This window comes from Kitasatospora sp. NPDC091276 (assembly GCF_040684355.1).
In the GTDB taxonomy this organism is placed as follows: Bacteria; Actinomycetota; Actinomycetes; order Streptomycetales; family Streptomycetaceae; genus Kitasatospora.
This window is the reverse complement of sequence record NZ_JBFBFU010000030.1, coordinates 17127-33229: the sequence shown is the minus strand read 5'-3', so window position 1 is coordinate 33229 and position 16103 is coordinate 17127. Positions and strand designations below refer to the sequence as shown.

12 protein-coding genes and 1 pseudogene are annotated in these 16103 nt (G+C 73.3%); 3 read left to right on the top strand and 10 right to left on the bottom strand.

The features are described from left to right. Together AB0O19_RS30405 and AB0O19_RS30400 are read left to right on the top strand one after the other, a co-directional pair. Positions 1 to 1548: a mucoidy inhibitor MuiA family protein gene (locus tag AB0O19_RS30405; protein ID WP_363624122.1), complete on the top strand. Its 1548-nt coding sequence runs from the start codon at positions 1 to 3 to the stop codon at positions 1546 to 1548. 79 nt (positions 1549 to 1627) lie between these two features. Then, entirely contained in the window at positions 1628 to 1990 is a 363-nt protein-coding gene (locus AB0O19_RS30400; RefSeq protein WP_350883713.1) for a DUF952 domain-containing protein, read from the top strand. A gap of 47 nt (positions 1991 to 2037) precedes the next feature. Here the strand turns inward: AB0O19_RS30400 and AB0O19_RS30395 are convergent, their stop codons facing one another. From AB0O19_RS30395 to AB0O19_RS30350, 10 genes are all read right to left on the bottom strand, one after another. Then, complete coding sequence (locus AB0O19_RS30395) at positions 2038 to 3021, bottom strand: helix-turn-helix domain-containing protein (RefSeq protein ID WP_159398525.1); 984 nt, start codon at positions 3019 to 3021, stop codon at positions 2038 to 2040. 315 nt (positions 3022 to 3336) lie between these two features. Beyond that, entirely contained in the window at positions 3337 to 4695 is a 1359-nt protein-coding gene (locus tag AB0O19_RS30390) for a pseudouridine synthase (RefSeq protein WP_363624120.1), read from the bottom strand. A 63-nt stretch (positions 4696 to 4758) separates the two neighbouring features. Beyond that, entirely contained in the window at positions 4759 to 5379 is a 621-nt protein-coding gene (scpB, locus tag AB0O19_RS30385) for an SMC-Scp complex subunit ScpB (protein ID WP_363587030.1), read from the bottom strand. Between the two features lie 329 nt (positions 5380 to 5708). Next, positions 5709 to 6575, bottom strand: a complete 867-nt coding sequence (locus AB0O19_RS30380) for a segregation/condensation protein A (RefSeq protein ID WP_363624118.1) — start codon at positions 6573 to 6575, stop codon at positions 5709 to 5711. A gap of 255 nt (positions 6576 to 6830) precedes the next feature. After that, the gene (locus AB0O19_RS30375; RefSeq protein ID WP_363586997.1) at positions 6831 to 7418 is read right to left on the bottom strand and encodes a hypothetical protein; all 588 of its coding nucleotides are present in this window, start codon (positions 7416 to 7418) and stop codon (positions 6831 to 6833) included. After that, positions 7415 to 8581 (bottom strand): ParA family protein, encoded by a 1167-nt coding sequence (locus AB0O19_RS30370; protein WP_350883705.1) that lies wholly within the window; start codon positions 8579 to 8581, stop codon positions 7415 to 7417. Before AB0O19_RS30370 ends, AB0O19_RS30375 begins: the two co-directional genes overlap by 4 nt. A gap of 406 nt (positions 8582 to 8987) precedes the next feature. Then, positions 8988 to 10103: an alanine dehydrogenase gene (gene ald / locus AB0O19_RS30365; RefSeq protein ID WP_363624116.1), complete on the bottom strand. Its 1116-nt coding sequence runs from the start codon at positions 10101 to 10103 to the stop codon at positions 8988 to 8990. A 261-nt stretch (positions 10104 to 10364) separates the two neighbouring features. Beyond that, complete coding sequence (locus AB0O19_RS30360; RefSeq protein WP_363624114.1) at positions 10365 to 12563, bottom strand: AAA family ATPase; 2199 nt, start codon at positions 12561 to 12563, stop codon at positions 10365 to 10367. A gap of 175 nt (positions 12564 to 12738) precedes the next feature. Next, positions 12739 to 13386 carry an NUDIX hydrolase gene (locus tag AB0O19_RS30355; RefSeq protein ID WP_363586994.1) on the bottom strand — a complete coding sequence of 216 codons (648 nt, stop codon included), beginning with the start codon at positions 13384 to 13386 and terminating at the stop codon, positions 12739 to 12741. 93 nt (positions 13387 to 13479) lie between these two features. Next, the gene (locus AB0O19_RS30350) at positions 13480 to 15159 is read right to left on the bottom strand and encodes a CTP synthase (protein ID WP_363624112.1); all 1680 of its coding nucleotides are present in this window, start codon (positions 15157 to 15159) and stop codon (positions 13480 to 13482) included. Between the two features lie 720 nt (positions 15160 to 15879). On the opposite strand from AB0O19_RS30350, the pseudogene AB0O19_RS30345 reads away from it, so the two are divergent. Then, positions 15880 to 16047, top strand: a pseudogene (locus AB0O19_RS30345) (trehalase-like domain-containing protein); the annotation flags it as partial. Between the last annotated feature and the right edge of the window lie 56 nt (positions 16048 to 16103).

Below are 16103 nucleotides of genomic sequence, written 5' to 3'. Positions count from 1 at the left end.
ATGACCGGAACGACCATCCCCCTCCCCGTCACCGCCGTCACCTGCCTGGAGGACCGCAGCCAGGTCGAACGCACCACCACCGTCGACCTCACCGCAGGCGTCCAGCGGCTGCGACTGGGCCCGCTCACCGCGCTCGCCGTCGACCGCACCCTGCGCGCCGAGACCACCGCCCCCGGCACCCGCGTGCTGGACGCCCGGATCGTCCGCGACTGGATCCCACGCGCCCCGCTGCCGCCCGGCCCGGAGGACTCCCGGCTGCGCCACCGGCTGCACGAGCTGGAGACCGCGAGCCGCCTCGCCGACCAGACCCGCGCCCGCCTGGAAGCCCGGCTGGCGCTGCTCGCCCAGCTCTCCGCCGACCTGCTGCGCGAGATCGGCGAGGGCGCCGGGATCGGCGAGCTCGAACGCACCCGCTGGGCCCGCGAACTGGACCGGGTGGACGCCGAACGCGAGCGCCACGGCGAGGAGCTGCGGACCACCCATTCCCGGCTGCGCCGCCTGGACCAGGAGCGCTCGCAGGCCCTGCTCGCCCTCGACCAGGCCGAGGAGGAACCGGCCGAACTGGTCGCCCACCTGGAGCTCACCGTCGAGGCGGCGCGGCCCGGCCCGAGCGGGCTGGCCGTCACCCACCTGGTGCCGTGCGCCCTCTGGCGCCCCTCGTACCGGGCCACCCTGGACGGCGGGAGCCTGCGGCTGGAGTCGGAGGCGGTGGTCTGGCAGCGCACCGGCGAGGACTGGACCGGCGTCCGGCTCACCTTCTCCACCGCCCGCTCGGCCCTCGCCACCGACCCGCCCGCCGTCGCCGAGGACGTCCTGATGCTGCGCGAGCGCACCGCGGAGGAGCGCCGCACGGTCGAGGTGGAGCTGCGCGAGGAGGCGATCAGCGCGCTCGGCCCGGCCGCCGGGGTACCGGGGGTGGACGACGGCGGGGAGGTCCGGGTGCTGCCCGCGCCCGCTCCGGCCACCGTGCCCTCCGACGGCCGGGCGCACCGGGTGCCGCTCGGCGCCTTCACCGGGCAGGCGAGCAGCGAGTACGCGTGCGCGCCGGAGCTGTCCCCGCTGGTGACCCAGGTGGTCCGCTTCCGCAACACGGCCGGGCACCCGCTGCTGGCGGGTCCGGTCGAACTGGTCCGCGGCAGCGGCTTCACCGGCCGGGGCGAGCTGGGCTTCACCGCCGCCGGGGCCGACGCCGAGCTGGCGTTCGGCAGTTCGGACGGCTACCGGGTGGTCCGCGAGGCCGAGGAACGCCAGGCCACCGCCGGGCTCACCGGCCGCCAGACGACCACCCGGACGGTGCGGCTGCACCTCTCCCGCTTCTCCGGCCCGGAGGAGCGGGACGAACAGGTCGTCGCGGTCCGCGAGCGGGTGCCGGTCTCCGAGGTGTCGGCGGTGGAGGTGCGGCTGCGCAAGGAGGAGTGCTCCCCGTCGCCGGACGCCTTCGACGCCGAGGGCATCCTCCGCTGGGACGTCCCGCTCGGGCCCGGCGCCCGCCGGACGGTCACGCTGGTCTACGAGGTCTCCGCCACCGCCAAGGTCGCCGGGCTCTGAGGAGCCCGGCCTCCGCCGCCGTCTGAACACCGGTCCGCTCGTGACGACCGCTCAGGACCAAACCGGGTAGAACAGGAACATGATCCTCCACCTCGCACCCCTGGACGACTGGCTGTCCGACCCCGGTCGGCCGTACACCACCGCGTCGTTGCTCACCGACGGGTTCATCCACTGCTCGGCGGACGAACAGACGGCGCTCGCGGTGGCCAACGCCTTCTTCGCCGACACTCCCGACCCGCTGATGGCACTGCTGATCGAGGAGTCACAGGTGGAACCGATGGTCAAGTGGGAGGCCCCGCACGGCGCACCGCCGCCCGGGGCCACCCCCGGCCTGCTGTTCCCGCACGTCTACGGACGGCTCAACCGCTCCGCCGTCAAGGGCCTGCTGAAGGTCGAGCGCGGCCCGGACGGCCGCTGGGCCGCCCTCACCCCCTGGAGCTGACGCCCGACCCCCGACGTCCGCCCGGCCCAGTGCACAGCCAACTCCCGTCACAACCAACCCCGCTCCCGGGCCGCCATACCGGCCTGGAAGCGGGTGGTGGCGCCCAGCGAGCGCATCAGGCTCTGCAACCGGCGCTGGGTGGTGCGGGCGCTCCAGCCGAGCGACCGGGCGATCGACTCGTCGGTGAGGCCGGCCGCCAGCAGGCCCAGCAGCTTGCGGTGGTCGGCCTCCGGCTCCAGCGTCGCGTCCCCGGTGCCGATCGCGGCCTGCAACTGGACGGCGCGCTCCCACTCCGCCTCGAACAGCGTGTCCAGCGCCTGGAGCAGCGCGGAGGGGTGGATGACGTACGCAGCGTCGAGGACGCTGTCGCCCACGCTGATCGGGATGATCGCCATCCGGTCGTCCGAAATGATCATCTTCATCGGCAGCGACGGCCGGACCCGGGCCTCCTCGCCGTCCGCGACCCCGGCCAGGATGTTCCGCTCCAGCCGGCCCGGCCAGGCCACCGCGTCCCGGTCGTAGACGGTCCGCAGCCGCAGGCCCTCCCGCAACCGCCGCCGCTGCAACGGGATCGGGGTCACCGGATCCTGGATGTACGGCGGGCGGTCGAAGCCGCGGACCTGGTACTGGCTGGTCTCGGTGATGTGCTCCAGCCGCTGCGCGATCGCCTCGCCACCGGTCAGCACCTCCACCGAGTGCGCCGGATCGGTGTACCGCGAGGCCTCCCGGAAGGCGTCCATCAGACGGTGCATCTCGGCCCGGGCGTGCCGCAGTTCGGACTCGCGGTGGCCGATCAGGGTGCCGATCGCGACGTCGGGGGCGACCGGCAGGTAGCGCTGCCGGTCCACCGGCGCCCGGGTCGCCATGCCCTGCTGCGCCAGGCGGTCCAGGGCGCGCACGCTCTGCTGGAGCGTCAGGCCGCATCCCTCGGCCAGTTCCTCCGCGGTGGACTGCGGATTGGCCACCAGCGCCGCGTAGACCTGTCCGTCCGGCTCGGCCAGTCCCAGTGCGCTGAGTGGTGCATCCGACACGACGCCGTCTCCCCCGTTCGCCCCCCACCGGCGCCGGCCCTGGCGCAGTCCCGCCACTGGGCGGATGGTGGTCCGGTGGCAATCCTCTGCCACGGATCATGGCGCTGACAAGGCCGTGACCAGGGGTTGCGCCCCGCCTCGCACCCCACCCACCCCCACCGAACGACCGAGGGCCTCCCCGCCTTTCGACGGGGAGGCCCTCAGCGGAAGCCCGAATATACCGACCGGTCTACAGACTCCTGGGGGAATATGCCGACCGGTCTACATAGCCCAACCGGAATATACCGACCGGTCTATAGAAATATACCGACCGGTCTACAGACCGACCTCGCGCATCAGCTGACCGACCTCGGGGTTGGTCAGACGGCGCAGCCAGCCCGACTTCTGGTCGCCCAGCGCGATCGGGCCGAAGTGCGTGCGCACCAGCTTCTCGACCGGGAAGCCGGCCTCGGCCAGCATCCGGCGGACGATGTGCTTGCGACCCTCGTGCAGGGTCACCTCGACCAGGTAGTTCTTGCCGACGTTGGAGATCACCTTGAAGCTGTCGGCGCGCGCGAAGCCGTCCTCCAGCTCGATGCCCTGCGCCAGCTGCTTGCCCAGGTCGCGCGGGATCGGGCCCTGGATGGCGGCCAGGTAGGTCTTGGTCACGCCGTACCGGGGGTGGGTGAGACGGTGGGCCAGCTCGCCGTGGTTGGTGAGCAGGATGATGCCCTCGGTCTCGGTGTCCAGACGGCCGACGTGGAACAGCCGGGTCTCCCGGTTGGTCACGTAGTCGCCGAGGCACTGGCGCCCGTCCGGGTCCTCCATGGTGGAGACCACGCCGGCCGGCTTGTTGAGCGCGAAGAACAGGTACGACTGGGTGGCGACGGTCAGGCCGTCCACCTTGATCTCGTCGTTCTGCGGGTCGACCCGCTTGCCCTGCTCGGTGACGAGCTTGCCGTTGACCTGGACCCGGCCCTGCTCGATCAGCTCCTCGCAGGCGCGGCGGCTGCCGATGCCCGCCCGGGCCAGCACCTTCTGCAGGCGCTCGCCCTCGGGCTCGCCGAAGGTCTTGGGCAGCTTGACGGCCGGCTTGTCGTGCCGGGCGAGGACGGCGTCCTCGATCTTGGCCTGCAGCTCGCGCGAGCGCTGCGGCTGGCGGCGCGGGTCGCCCGGGGCGCCCTGGCCCTCACGGCGCGGGCGCGGGGCCGGGCTGGGGCGCCGGCCGGAGTAGCCGCCGCGGGCGGGGGTGGCGTTGGGGCCACCGCCGAACTCGGGGCGGTCGTAGCGCCGCTCCTCGGGCCGCAGCGGGCGGTCCGGGTACCGGTTGTCGTCGCGCCGGTCGTCCCGGCGGCTGTCCCGCCCGTACGAGCCGGAGCCGCCGCGCGAACCGGAGCCCGAGCCGGATCCACCGCCGTACGAGCCGCCGCGCGAACCGGCACCGCTGCCGCCGCCGTACGAGCCGCCGCGCGAGCCGGAGCCCGAACCGGATCCACCGCCGTACGAGCCGCCCCGCGAGCCGGAGCCCGAGCCGGATCCACCGCCGTACGAACCCCCGCGCGAGCCGGAGCCCGAGCCCGAGCCGCTGCGGCCGCTGCCGCTGCCGCCGTAGGAGCCGCCGCCCCGGCCCCCGCCCTGTCCGCTGCGACCGCTGCCGCCGCCGCTGCCGTTCCTGCCGTTGCCACTGCTACGCATCAAAGTGTCCGTACGTCGTTACCGTCTGGGATGTGCGGTCGTTTCGGCCGACCTCACCGCCCCCTACCGATCAGGCGCAGCCCGACCGGCCTCGCCACTGCCGCCCACGGCCTGCACGGCAGCGGCGGCGACCGCCTCCGCGATCATCGTGCCCTCCAGGGACTCCGCTTCCACGTCGTCGACCTCGGGCAGGAAGGGAGCGAGCTCCGGCAGCTCGTCCAGGCCGCGGAGCCCCATCCGTTCCAGGAAGTAGTTCGTCGTCCGATACAGGATCGCACCTGTTTCGGGCTCGGATCCGGCCTCTTCCACCAGTCCTCGCTGTACCAGGGTACGCATCACGCCGTCACAGTTCACACCGCGGACGGCGGAAACCCTCGATCTGGACACCGGCTGCCGGTAGGCGACGACCGCCAGGGTCTCCAATGCGGCCTGCGTGAGCCGGGCCTGCTGGCCGTCCAGCAGGAAGCGGTCGACGGCCGGAGCGCAGGTGTCCCGGCTGTAGAACCGCCACCCGCCGGCGACCAGCCGCAGGTCGAATCCGCGGCCCTGGGCGGTGTATTCGGCGGCCAGTTCGCGCAGCGCAGCGGCCACCTGCGCCCGGGGCCGTTCCAGCACGCCGGCCAGCCTCTCCTCCCCGGCAGGCTCGTCGACGACCATCAGGATCGCCTCCAGCTCGGCCTTCAACCCGGCCCCGGGCGTCTCCTCGCCCCCGGCCGGATCAGCGACGCCGACCACATCAGTGACGCCGGAGGTCGACGGGGCCGACTTCTGGTGCACGACCCGGGCCTCGCCCTCCGCCGACGCACCCACGGACGCCGCTACCGGCTCCACCACCGACCCCGCCGCCACCGGATCCGTCACGGGCCCCGCCACCGGCTCCGGCAGCAGCTCGAAGGCCGGCTCCAGCCACTCCCCGGCCCGCGGCCGCCCCGGCAGCCCGAGCGGGCGCCGCACCGGCCGCCCGCCGACCCCGCTCCCGCTCGGGCGCCCGCTCCCGCTCCCGCTCCCACCACTCATCGACTCTCCTCCCGCTCCCGCTCACCCACCGGCCGGTCGAACTCGTCCGTCACCTCGACCGCGCCCCGGTCCGCCTCCGCCACCCAGCGCACCAGCAGTTCGCCCAGCGCCTCCGGCTGCTCGAAGGCCAGCACCCGCTCCCGGTACAGCTCCAGCAGCGCCAGGAAACGGGCGACGACCACCAGCTCGTCCGGCGCGTCCTCGACCAACCGCTGGAACGACGCCTCGCCGAGCTCGGTGAGCAGCCCGACCACCAGCCCGGCCTGCTCGCGCACGCTGACGGGCGGGCTGTGAATGTGGTCGACGTACACGACGGGCTTCGGCTTGGGTTCCATGGCCCTGGCCGCCAGCTGCGCGAGCCGCTCCGGGCCGATGGTGATGACCACCTCGGGCAGCAGCCCGGCATGCCGGGGCTCCAGCCCGACGGTGCGCGGGCGTCGGGCCAGCTCGGCGGCCCAGCGCTCGCCGAAGAGGGCCGCCGCCCGCTTGTACGCCCGGTACTGCAGCAACCGGGCGAACAGCAGGTCGCGGGCCTCCAGCAGCGCCAGGTCCTCCTCGTCCTCGACGTCGGCGACGGGCAGCAGCCGGGCGGCCTTGAGGTCGAGCAGGGTCGCGGCGACGACCAGGAACTCGGTCGCCGCGTCCAGGTCCCAGTCCGGGCCCATCGCCCGGATGTGTGCCATGAACTCGTCGGTGACGGTGGCCAGCGCCACTTCGGTGACGTCGAGTTTGTGCTTGGCGATCAGACTGAGCAGCAGGTCGAAGGGGCCTTCGAAGTTGTCCAGCCGCACCCGGAAGCCGCCCCGCGACTGTTCCTCGGTCGCGTTCACGGCGGTGATGGGTGGTTCGGCGGTGCTCGGCATGACGGTCCATCTTCACCCGGCCCGGCCGCCCGCCCCGCCCCCGGGGCCGTCGACACGCCGTCGACACGCCGCCGTCATGCCGTCGTCACGCCGTCGACGCCTCCCGACGTCGGCCCTCGGCATCGACATCGACGCCACCGCAGGACGTCACCACAGGACGTCGACACGCCACACCAGGAATGCCACACCGGGACCGCCGCACCGGAGGCACCGCACCAGCAGCACCAGAGGCACCACTGACGTCCAGGAAGGGGCCTAGCGGCCGCGCAACCGCCGGACCAGGATGGAGGCCTCGCCGCGCTGCTCCAGGTCCGCCAGGACGACCGCGATGGCCTCCCGGACGATCCGCCCGCGGTCCACGGCCAGGCCGTGCTCACCGCGCAGCACCAGCCGGGCGTGCTCCAGGTCCATGAGCTCCTCGGCGGACACGTACACGGTGATCTTCTCGTCGTGCCGCTCGCGCCCGCTGGGGCGGCGCGGCGCCCGGCCGCGCGGCCGGGCGCGCCCGGTGCCGCCGGCCTGCTCCTCGGCGGCACCGGGGTGCTGGCGGCCGGCCGGCACGGTGCCCTGGGGCCCGGCGGACGAGGCGGAGCGCTGGGCCGGCGGCTGGGCGCCCGCCGGTGCGCCGGCGGCCGGCTGCTGGTCCTGGGACGGCTGCCGCCCGGCCTCGCCGGTGCGCTGGGTGTCCTGAGCGTCCTCGGCGCCTTCGGCGCCGTCCGTGCCGTGGACGGTCCGCGCGGTCTCCGCTCTGGCTGCCTCGGCGGCCGGACGCGGCGCGAGGGACGGCGACAGCGCCATCCCGCCGGTGGTCCGGAACAGCTCGTCGGCCCCCGGGAGACTCACTCGGCGGGGCGGCACCGGTCGAGCACCTCCCTGGCGAGCTGGCGGTAGGCGGCGGCACCGACCGAGTTGGTCGCGTACGTGGTGATGGGCTCGCCGGCGACGGTGGTCTCCGGGAAGCGCACGGTCCGCCCGATGACGGTGTGGAAGACGTGCTCGCCGAACGCCTCGACGACGCGCGCCAGCACCTCGCGGCTGTGCACGGTGCGCGAGTCGTACATGGTCGCGAGGATGCCGTCCAGGCGCAGCTCGGGGTTGAGCCGCTCGCACACCTTCTCGATGGTCTCGGTCAGCAGCGCGACGCCGCGCAGCGCGAAGAACTCGCACTCCAGCGGGACGATGACGCTGTGAGCGGCGGTCAGCGCATTGACCGTCAGCAGGCCCAGCGAGGGCTGGCAGTCGATGATGACGTAGTCGTAGTCGGGCAGCAGCGGCTTCAGCGCGCGGGCCAGCGCGGACTCCCGGGCCACCTCGCTGACCAGCTGCACCTCGGCGGCGGAGAGGTCGATGTTGGACGGCAGCAGGTCCATGCCCGGCACGGCCGTCTTGAGCAGCACTTCATCGGCCGTCAGGCCCCGCTCCATGAGCAGGTTGTAGACGGTGACGTCGAGCTCCATCGGGTTGACGCCGAGGCCGACCGAGAGCGCGCCCTGCGGGTCGAAGTCGACGAGCAGCACCCGGCGGCCGTACTCGGCCAGCGCGGCGCCCAGGTTGATGGTCGACGTGGTCTTGCCGACGCCGCCCTTCTGGTTGCACATGGCGATGATCTGCGCGGGACCGTGCTCGGCCACCGGGGCGGGGATCGGGAAGTACGGCAGCGGGCGGCCGGTCGGGCCGACCCGCTCGCGGCGCTGGCGCGCGGCGTCGGGGGCCAGCGTGGCGGCGTACTCCGGGTCCGGCTCGTACTCGGCGTCCGGGTCGTCGTAGGCGCCGTAGGCGAACTCGCCGTAGGCCAGGCCGTAGGCCGCCAAGTCGGCGTCGTGATCGGTCACCGTGGTCACCTGCGCTGTGTTCTGGCGTGCTTCGAAGGTGCGGAGTGCGACCGAGCCGACCTCGGCCGAGCCCACGGAGGGCTGCCGGGCCCCGGGCTCCTCACTCGGCTGGCCGGCGGTGCGCTCCGCCAGTCCTGGCTGACCACCCCCGGGAGCAAATGTCGACTCATTCACAAGTCGTCTTACCTCCTTGGGCATCCAGGACTCTATGTCGATTCGTCAGCGTGGCAGCATGCCGACGGTTTGCGACTCTAGGCCGTTCAAGGCGTTCGCAGCAACACAATCCACGGTAGTGGGCCGGATGTGTCGACTATCGGGCGGGCCGATGTCAAGGGATGAGTAGGCCGTTGACCCTAACGTTTCTGCGGTGGGGTGACACGACCGACAGAAATTGACGACAGAGCGACCCGTCCGCTCCACCACCCGTTCACGGGCACGGCGAAGCCCCCGGCCCGAGGGGATCGGGTCGGGGGCGAACGACCGCCGGGCGGTCTACCGGATCACCGGATCGCAGGATCTCTGGATCGCCGGATCAGCGGATCAGCGGATCTCTGGATCACCGAATCGCAGGATCACCGGATCAGGCGAGCACGCTCTCCAGCGAGACCGACTCCAGGCCGAAGGCCTCGGCCACGGCCGGGAAGGTGATCTGGCCCTCGTGCACGTTCAGGCCCTTGGCGAGCGCCGGGTCACGGCGCAGCGCCTCCTTCCAACCGCGGTTGGCCAGCTCGACGACGTACGGCATCGTCGCGTTGGTCAGCGCGTAGGTGGAGGTGTTCGGGACGGCGCCCGGCATGTTGGCCACGCAGTAGAAGACCGAGTTGTGGACCTGGAAGGTCGGCTCGGCGTGCGTGGTGGCGTGCGAGTCCTCGAAGCAGCCGCCCTGGTCGATGGCGATGTCGACGAGCACGGAGCCCGGCTTCATGCGGGAGACCAGCTCGTTGGTGACGAGCTTCGGGGCCTTGGCGCCCGGGATCAGCACCGCGCCGATGACCAGGTCGGCCTCGATGACGGCCTTCTCCAGCTCGAAGGTGTTGGAGACGATGGCCTTGATCTTCGTGCCGAAGATGCGGTCGGCCTCGCGCAGCTTGTTGATGTCGCGGTCGAGCAGGGTCACCTCGTAGCCCATGCCGATGGCGATGGTGGCCGCGTGCCAGCCGGAGACGCCACCGCCGATGACGACGGCCTTGGCCGGGTGGGTGCCGGGCACGCCGCCGGGCAGCACGCCGCGGCCGCCGGCCGGGCGCATCAGGTGGTACGAGCCGACCTGCGGGGCGAGACGGCCCGCGACCTCGGACATCGGGGCGAGCAGCGGCAGCGCGCCGTTGCCGAGCTGCACGGTCTCGTACGCGATGGCGGTGGTGCCCGAGGCGATCAGCGCGTCGGTGCCGGCGCGGTCGGCCGCCAGGTGCAGGTACGTGAAGAGGGTCTGGCCCTTGCGCAGCCGGTGGTACTCGGAGGCGATGGGCTCCTTGACCTTCAGCAGCAGGTCGGCGGTGGCCCACACCTCGTCGGCGGTGGGGAGGATGGTGGCGCCGGCGGCCACGTACTCCTCGTTGGGGATCGAGGAGCCGACACCGGCGTTGTCCTCGATGTAGACCTCGTGTCCGTTGCGGACCAGCTCATGCACGCCGGCGGGCGTGATGGCCACGCGGTACTCGTGGTTCTTGACCTCGCGGGGGATGCCGACCTTCACGGCTAAACACGTCCTCTTGCCATGGGGGTCCCTACCGGAGAAGACCGGCGGGCGACGCGCACGTGGGGAAGCCTCCGGGGCAGCCCGGGGCGGGGATCGCTGCGCGACTGAGTTCGAGTGTAATGAAGCCCAGTCGGCGTGTCAGCCTTCCAAAGTGAATAAATCTGCCGAACACATTGGCAGGTTCGTAGGCTTCCCTTGCGATCTTCCCACCAAAGGTGTGTTAACCGGGCATCTTCGACAATACCTCCGAAAGACCCCTCACCACCCGGCGTCGACCCGTTCCCGCAGGTCCGCGAGGGCGGCCCCGACGGCCTCCCGGCCGCGCTCGTCGCCGAGCCTGCGCAGCACCGCCAGCGCGGCCCGGTACTCGCGGTCCGCCTCGTCGAAACGGCGCTGCGCGGCGTGCGCCTCGGCCACCCGGGCGAGCAGCCGGGCCTCGGCGGCGGGCTCCCCCATCGACTGCCGCAGGCCGAGTGCCCGCCCGTACCAGTCGGCGGCGCGCACCGCGTCGCCGAGCGCGCGGTGGCAGCCGGCCGCGCCCTCCAGGGCCCGGGCGCAGAGCGGTTCGTCCCCGGCCGTGCGGGCGTGCTCCAGGGCGGCCCGGTAGTGCGTGACGGCCTGCTCCCAGCGGCCCGCGGCGGCCTGTAGGTCGCCCAGGTTGAGCAGCGCGGCCGAGGCCCGGCGGGGTCTGCCGTGCCGCTCGGCGACGGTCAGCACCAGTTCGTGCAGCCGGTAGAGGTCGGCGGGGGCGGCGGCGCCGGTCAGCGGCAGCGCCCGCAGCAGCGCGGTGACCAGCCGGCCCGCCGAGCCGTCCAGGTCGCCCTGGCCGATCGCGTCGGCCACCGCCCCGAGCAGCAGGTCCCGCTCGCCGAGCAGCCACTCCCGGGCGTGCTCCGCCGAGCCCAGCCGCAGGGCGGCGGGCAGCGGGTCGGGCCCGGGGCCGCTGCCCGCCGGGTCCAGCAGGGCGCGGGCCGACTCGGTGAGCCGGACCAGCCGCTCCAGCAGCCGGGCCCGGGCGAGCTCGGTCTCGGCGGGCCGGTCCTCCTGCTCGCGCAGCCGGACCAGCCTCGGGTAGAGGCGCCCGGGCACCCGGTAGCGCGGGCTGCCGTCGGCGGCCGGCGCCTCCTGGCCGAGCAGCTCCCGTTCGGCCAGTGCGGCGAGCGTCACGGCCGCCTCCGGTGCCGGGCAGCCGACCAGGGCGGAGGCGGTGCGCGGGTCGGCGGTCTGCGCCGGGGCCAGGGTGAGGGTGCGCAGCATCCGCGCCTGCGCGGCCGGGAGGGTGCCGTACAGCAGGGTGAACGCGCCGATCAGCGGGTCGCTGTCGGGGACGGGCACCGGCTCGGCCGGCTCCGGGCCGGGCTTCACCCAGGCCGCCTGCTCCCCGGCCGTCTCGCCGGCGGCGGGCTCCGGCGGCGGGCCCTCGGTCGGCTTCTCCCCCGGCGGTGGGGGCGTCGCGGCCTTCCCGGGCGTCGACACCTGGGCAGCCTTCGGCCCCTGTACGGACTTCGCGACCTTCCCCGACGCCGCGCCCTGTACGGGCTTCGCAGCCTTCCCCGGGGCCGCCCCCTGTACCGGCTTCGCAGCCTTCCCGGGCGTCGGCGCCTGGGCGGTCTTCGGCCCCTGAACGGGCTTCTCCGCCTTCTCCCCCTCCCCCTTCGGCGCCGCCGACCGTGCCGACTCCTCGCCCACCACCCGGGTGAGCTCGCGCGCCGCCTCGGTGACGGCCGCCTTCGGGTCGCCGCGCAGCCACCCGGCCATCAGCCGCAGGGCGGCCGGCCGGGCCGCGCAGGCCTCCGCCAGGTCGGCGCCGCCGACCGGGTCGCAGGAGATCCGGGTGCCGCCAACCAGGTCGGCGAGCAGTTCGCCGGAGGCCTGCCGGTCGAGCCCGCCGAGGATCACCGGGTCGATGTCCTCGATGCCGGTGAGCGGCCCGGCGGTGGTGGCGAGCACCAGGCAGCCGGGTTCGTCGGCGAGCAGCGGCCACAGCTGCCCGGCGTCCCGGACGTCGTCCAGCACCAGCAGGACCCGGCGGCCCACGAGCGCCTCGCGCAGCGCGACGCAGGCGGGCTCGTCCCGCCCGTCCCCGGTGGCGCCGGGCAGCGGCACGGGGGCCTCGGGATCGAGCTGCTCCAGCAGCAGGCGGGCGGCCCGGGCGGGCGCCACCCGGCTGCCGTCGGGGGCGGACAGGCGCGCGAAGAGCACACCGTCGGGGTGGTCCGCGGCGGCGGTGCGGGCGAAGCGGACCGCCAGCGTGGTGCGGCCGGAGCCGGGGCGACCGGCCAGGACCAGCACCGGGCTGCGGCCGGTGGCCGGGCGCGCGGCGGCCGCCCGCAGCGCGGCCAGTTCGGTGCGCCGCCCGACGAACAGCGCGGGCCCGGCCGGCAGCCGGTCGAGGCCCGGAACGGCCCCGACGGGCGCGTCGGGGCCGGGGTCCATCGTCGCCGTCTTCCTCGCCACCCGTGCCACTCCCGACGTCATCCGGCCTCAGCGGAGGCGGCCCGGGACGGGCGCCCTGTCTGCGAAGCGTAGTTCGACCGTCCGGCTCAGCCGAGGTGACATCCGGTCGTACGAACCGGTAAATCACCCTTGCGGATCAACAGCAGGGTGCTCAGGAGGCGTACGGGCCGTTCGCTCACCCCTCGAAGGGCCGGGCCGGCCAGGGCGAGTCCGCCGGGCGCAGCCCGTCCAGCCCGTCCGGTCCGGTGAGCGCGGCGTGCACGGCGAGCGTGCCGGTGACCAGGGTCGGGTTGTGCAGCCGCCCGGCGTGGATCAGCCGGATCAGGTCGGACACCGGCACCCAGGCGACCTCGATCTCCTGTTCCTCGCCCTCCGCCGCGTAGCGCTCGCCCTCGGCCTCCGCGAGGTCGGTGGCGAGGAACATCCGCAGCGCCTCGTCGGTGCCGCCCGGGGAGGTGTAGTAGTCGGCGAGGATGCGCCAGGTGCCGGCCTTGCAGTGCGCCTCCTCGTACAGCTCGCGCTGCGCGGCGTGCCACGGGTTCTCGCCCGGCACGTCGAGCAGGCCGGCGGGCAGCTCCCACAGGCGCTGGCGGACGGGGTGCCGGTACTGCCGCAGGATCAGCACCCGCTGCTTGTCGTCCAGGGCGAGCACGGAGACCGAGCCGGGGTGGGTCTGGTAGTCGCGGCGGGCCCAGCTGCCGTCGGGCATCCGGACCTCTTCGCTGCGCACGCCGGTGACCTTGCCCTGGAACGGCGTCCGGCTCTCCCGGACCTCCCACTCCTCGGCCACGTCGGCGATCCCCTGGTCGCGCTGCTCGTCCATCGCTCTCCCCTTTTCGTCAGTACGACACAATCTAACGCCGGACGGCGGCCCCGCGGGAATCGCGGGGCCGCCGTCCGGTGAACGACCGACGACTTACTCGGCCGCGGCGGTCTTGATCTCGATGGCGGCCTTGACCAGACCCGCGAACAGCGGGTGCGGGCGAGTCGGGCGGGACTTCAGCTCCGGGTGGGCCTGGGTGGCCACCAGGTACGGGTGCACCTCGCGCGGGTACTCGACGTACTCGACCAGGTCGCCCTTGGGGGAGAGGCCGGAGAACTGCAGGCCGGTCTTCTCCAGGTCCGCGCGGTAGGCGTTGTTGACCTCGTAGCGGTGGCGGTGGCGCTCCTCGACGTACTGCTCGCCGCCGTAGACCTCACGGACGATCGAGCCCTCGGCGAGCTTGGCCGGGTACAGGCCCAGACGCATGGTGCCGCCCAGGTCGCCCTTGCCGTCGACGATGGCCAGCTGCTCGGCCATCGTGGAGACGACCGGGTGCTTGGCGGCGACGTCGAACTCGGTGGAGTTGGCCTCGGGCAGGCCGGCCAGGTTGCGGGCCGCCTCGATGACCACGCACTGCAGACCCAGGCACAGGCCGAGCAGCGGGACGCGGTTCTCGCGGGCGAAGGTGATGGCGCCGACCTTGCCGTTGACGCCGCGGTCGCCGAAGCCGCCGGGGATGCAGATCGCGTCCACGTCGCCGAGCTGCGCCCGGGCGCCCTCGGGGGTCTCGCAGTCGTCCGAGGTCACCCACTTGATCTCGACCCGGGCGTTGTTGGCGAAGCCGCCGGCGCGCAGCGCCTCGGTCACCGACAGGTAGGCGTCCGGCAGGTCGATGTACTTGCCGACCAGGGCGACCTTGACGATGTGCTGCGGCTCGTGGACGCGGCGCAGCAGGTCGTCCCAGGTCGTCCAGTCCACGTCGCGGAACGGCAGGTCGAGCCGGCGCACCACGTAGGCGTCCAGGCCCTCGCCGTGCAGGACCTTGGGGATGTCGTAGATCGACTTGGCGTCGATGGCCGCGACCACGGCCTCCTCGTCCACGTCGCACATCAGCGAGATCTTGCGCTTGATGGCCTGCGGGACCTCGCGGTCGGCGCGCAGCACGATCGCGTCGGGCTGGATGCCGATGTTGCGCAGCGCGGCGACGGAGTGCTGGGTGGGCTTGGTCTTCAGCTCGCCCGAGGGGCCGATGTACGGCAGCAGGGAGACGTGCACGAAGAACACGTTGTCCCGGCCGACCTCGTGGCGGACCTGGCGGACGGCCTCCAGGAACGGCAGCGACTCGATGTCGCCGACGGTCCCGCCGACCTCGGTGATCACCACGTCGACGTCCTCGGTCGCCATCCGGCGGATCCGGGACTTGATCTCGTTGGTGATGTGGGGGATGACCTGGACGGTGTCGCCCAGGTACTCGCCGCGTCGCTCCTTGGCGATGACGGTGGAGTAGACCTGGCCGGTGGTGACGTTCGCCGAACCGTGCAGGTTGGTGTCCAGGAACCGCTCGTAGTGGCCGATGTCCAGGTCGGTCTCGGCGCCGTCGTCCGTGACGAAGACCTCACCGTGCTGGAACGGGTTCATGGTGCCCGGGTCCACGTTGAGGTACGGGTCGAGCTTCTGCATGGTGACGCGCAGGCCGCGGGCCTTGAGGAGCGCGCCGAGGCTGGAGGCGGTGAGGCCCTTGCCGAGCGAAGAGGCGACACCCCCGGTGACGAAGAGGTGCTTGGTCGTCACGGCGCGGCCGTTCGCTGCCTTGCCGGAATGGGGCTGTGCCAAGAGGGGGCTCCCGTGGGTCGCGTGTCGAAGGTGACGTGGGCGGGATGCTCTCGACTCGCCGAACGACGGGAGGCGGTGCGGTGCACGGCACTCGGGGGGTCGTCGATTCGGCTGGTCCGGGGCGTTTGATCCCACCGGTCCACGGGATACCAGGGTATCAGTGACGCGACCGGGACGCCTTCCGGCCCGCTCGCGGCGCCCCGGGGGCGTGCGCGGGGCGCACCACCGGCGCATCATCCGGCGCAGCAGTCACACCGGTCGCACCCCGGCCGGACCGGGCCACCTCGGAGCACTCCGTTCGGGCCATGACAGCCCCTCCACTGGGACCAGCCGGAACTGATCCGTCCGGACCATCCTGCCCGGCGTCCTCGCGATGCACGGCATTTCCGCCGAATTGTGGCGCCACACGAGGCTGCGCCCGCGTGCTTCGCCCCTTTCGTCCGTCGTAAGCTGCACGGACGCATCGCCGACAGCACGAGCACGCGGAGGGCGTGGGAGGTCAGGACACTCCCGGTCCCCGATGCGCGACCGGACCTCCCCGTATTCCAGCTCCTCCCCTCCCACCCCAGGGGCTCGACCGAGCCCCGCGCGGACACTCCAGCAAGGCCCGCCACCACCCCTCGGCGAGCCGGACGTCCCGGGGTGGGCTCCGGCCCCGCAGACCGCTCGCTCCCCCAGATCGCCGATGCGTCGTGACCACATTGCGAACTGGAGATCCACGTGGCCGGCCGTATCGAGGACTACGCACTCATCGGGGACATGCAGACCGCTGCCCTGGTCAGCAGGGACGGGGCGGTGGACTGGCTCTGCCTGCCCCGCTTCGACTCTCCGGCCGTGTTCGCCGGCCTGCTCGGCACCGATGAACACGGCTTCTGGCGGATCGGTCCGGCCGAAGCCGTCGCGACCGAAGTCCCCACCCCCGCGGCACCCCCCACCCCGGCCGC

Bases quoted from the DNA above. Each gene is read 5' to 3' on its own strand.
- AB0O19_RS30405 (WP_363624122.1), top strand. From the start codon at position 1: ATGACCGGAACGACCATCCCCCTCCCCGTCACCGCCGTCACCTGCCTG.
- AB0O19_RS30400 (WP_350883713.1), top strand. From the start codon at position 1,628: ATGATCCTCCACCTCGCACCCCTGGACGACTGGCTGTCCGACCCCGGT.
- AB0O19_RS30390 (WP_363624120.1), bottom strand. From the start codon at position 4,695: ATGCGTAGCAGTGGCAACGGCAGGAACGGCAGCGGCGGCGGCAGCGGT.
- AB0O19_RS30355 (WP_363586994.1), bottom strand. From the start codon at position 13,386: ATGGACGAGCAGCGCGACCAGGGGATCGCCGACGTGGCCGAGGAGTGG.
- AB0O19_RS30380 (WP_363624118.1), bottom strand. From the start codon at position 6,575: ATGCCGAGCACCGCCGAACCACCCATCACCGCCGTGAACGCGACCGAG.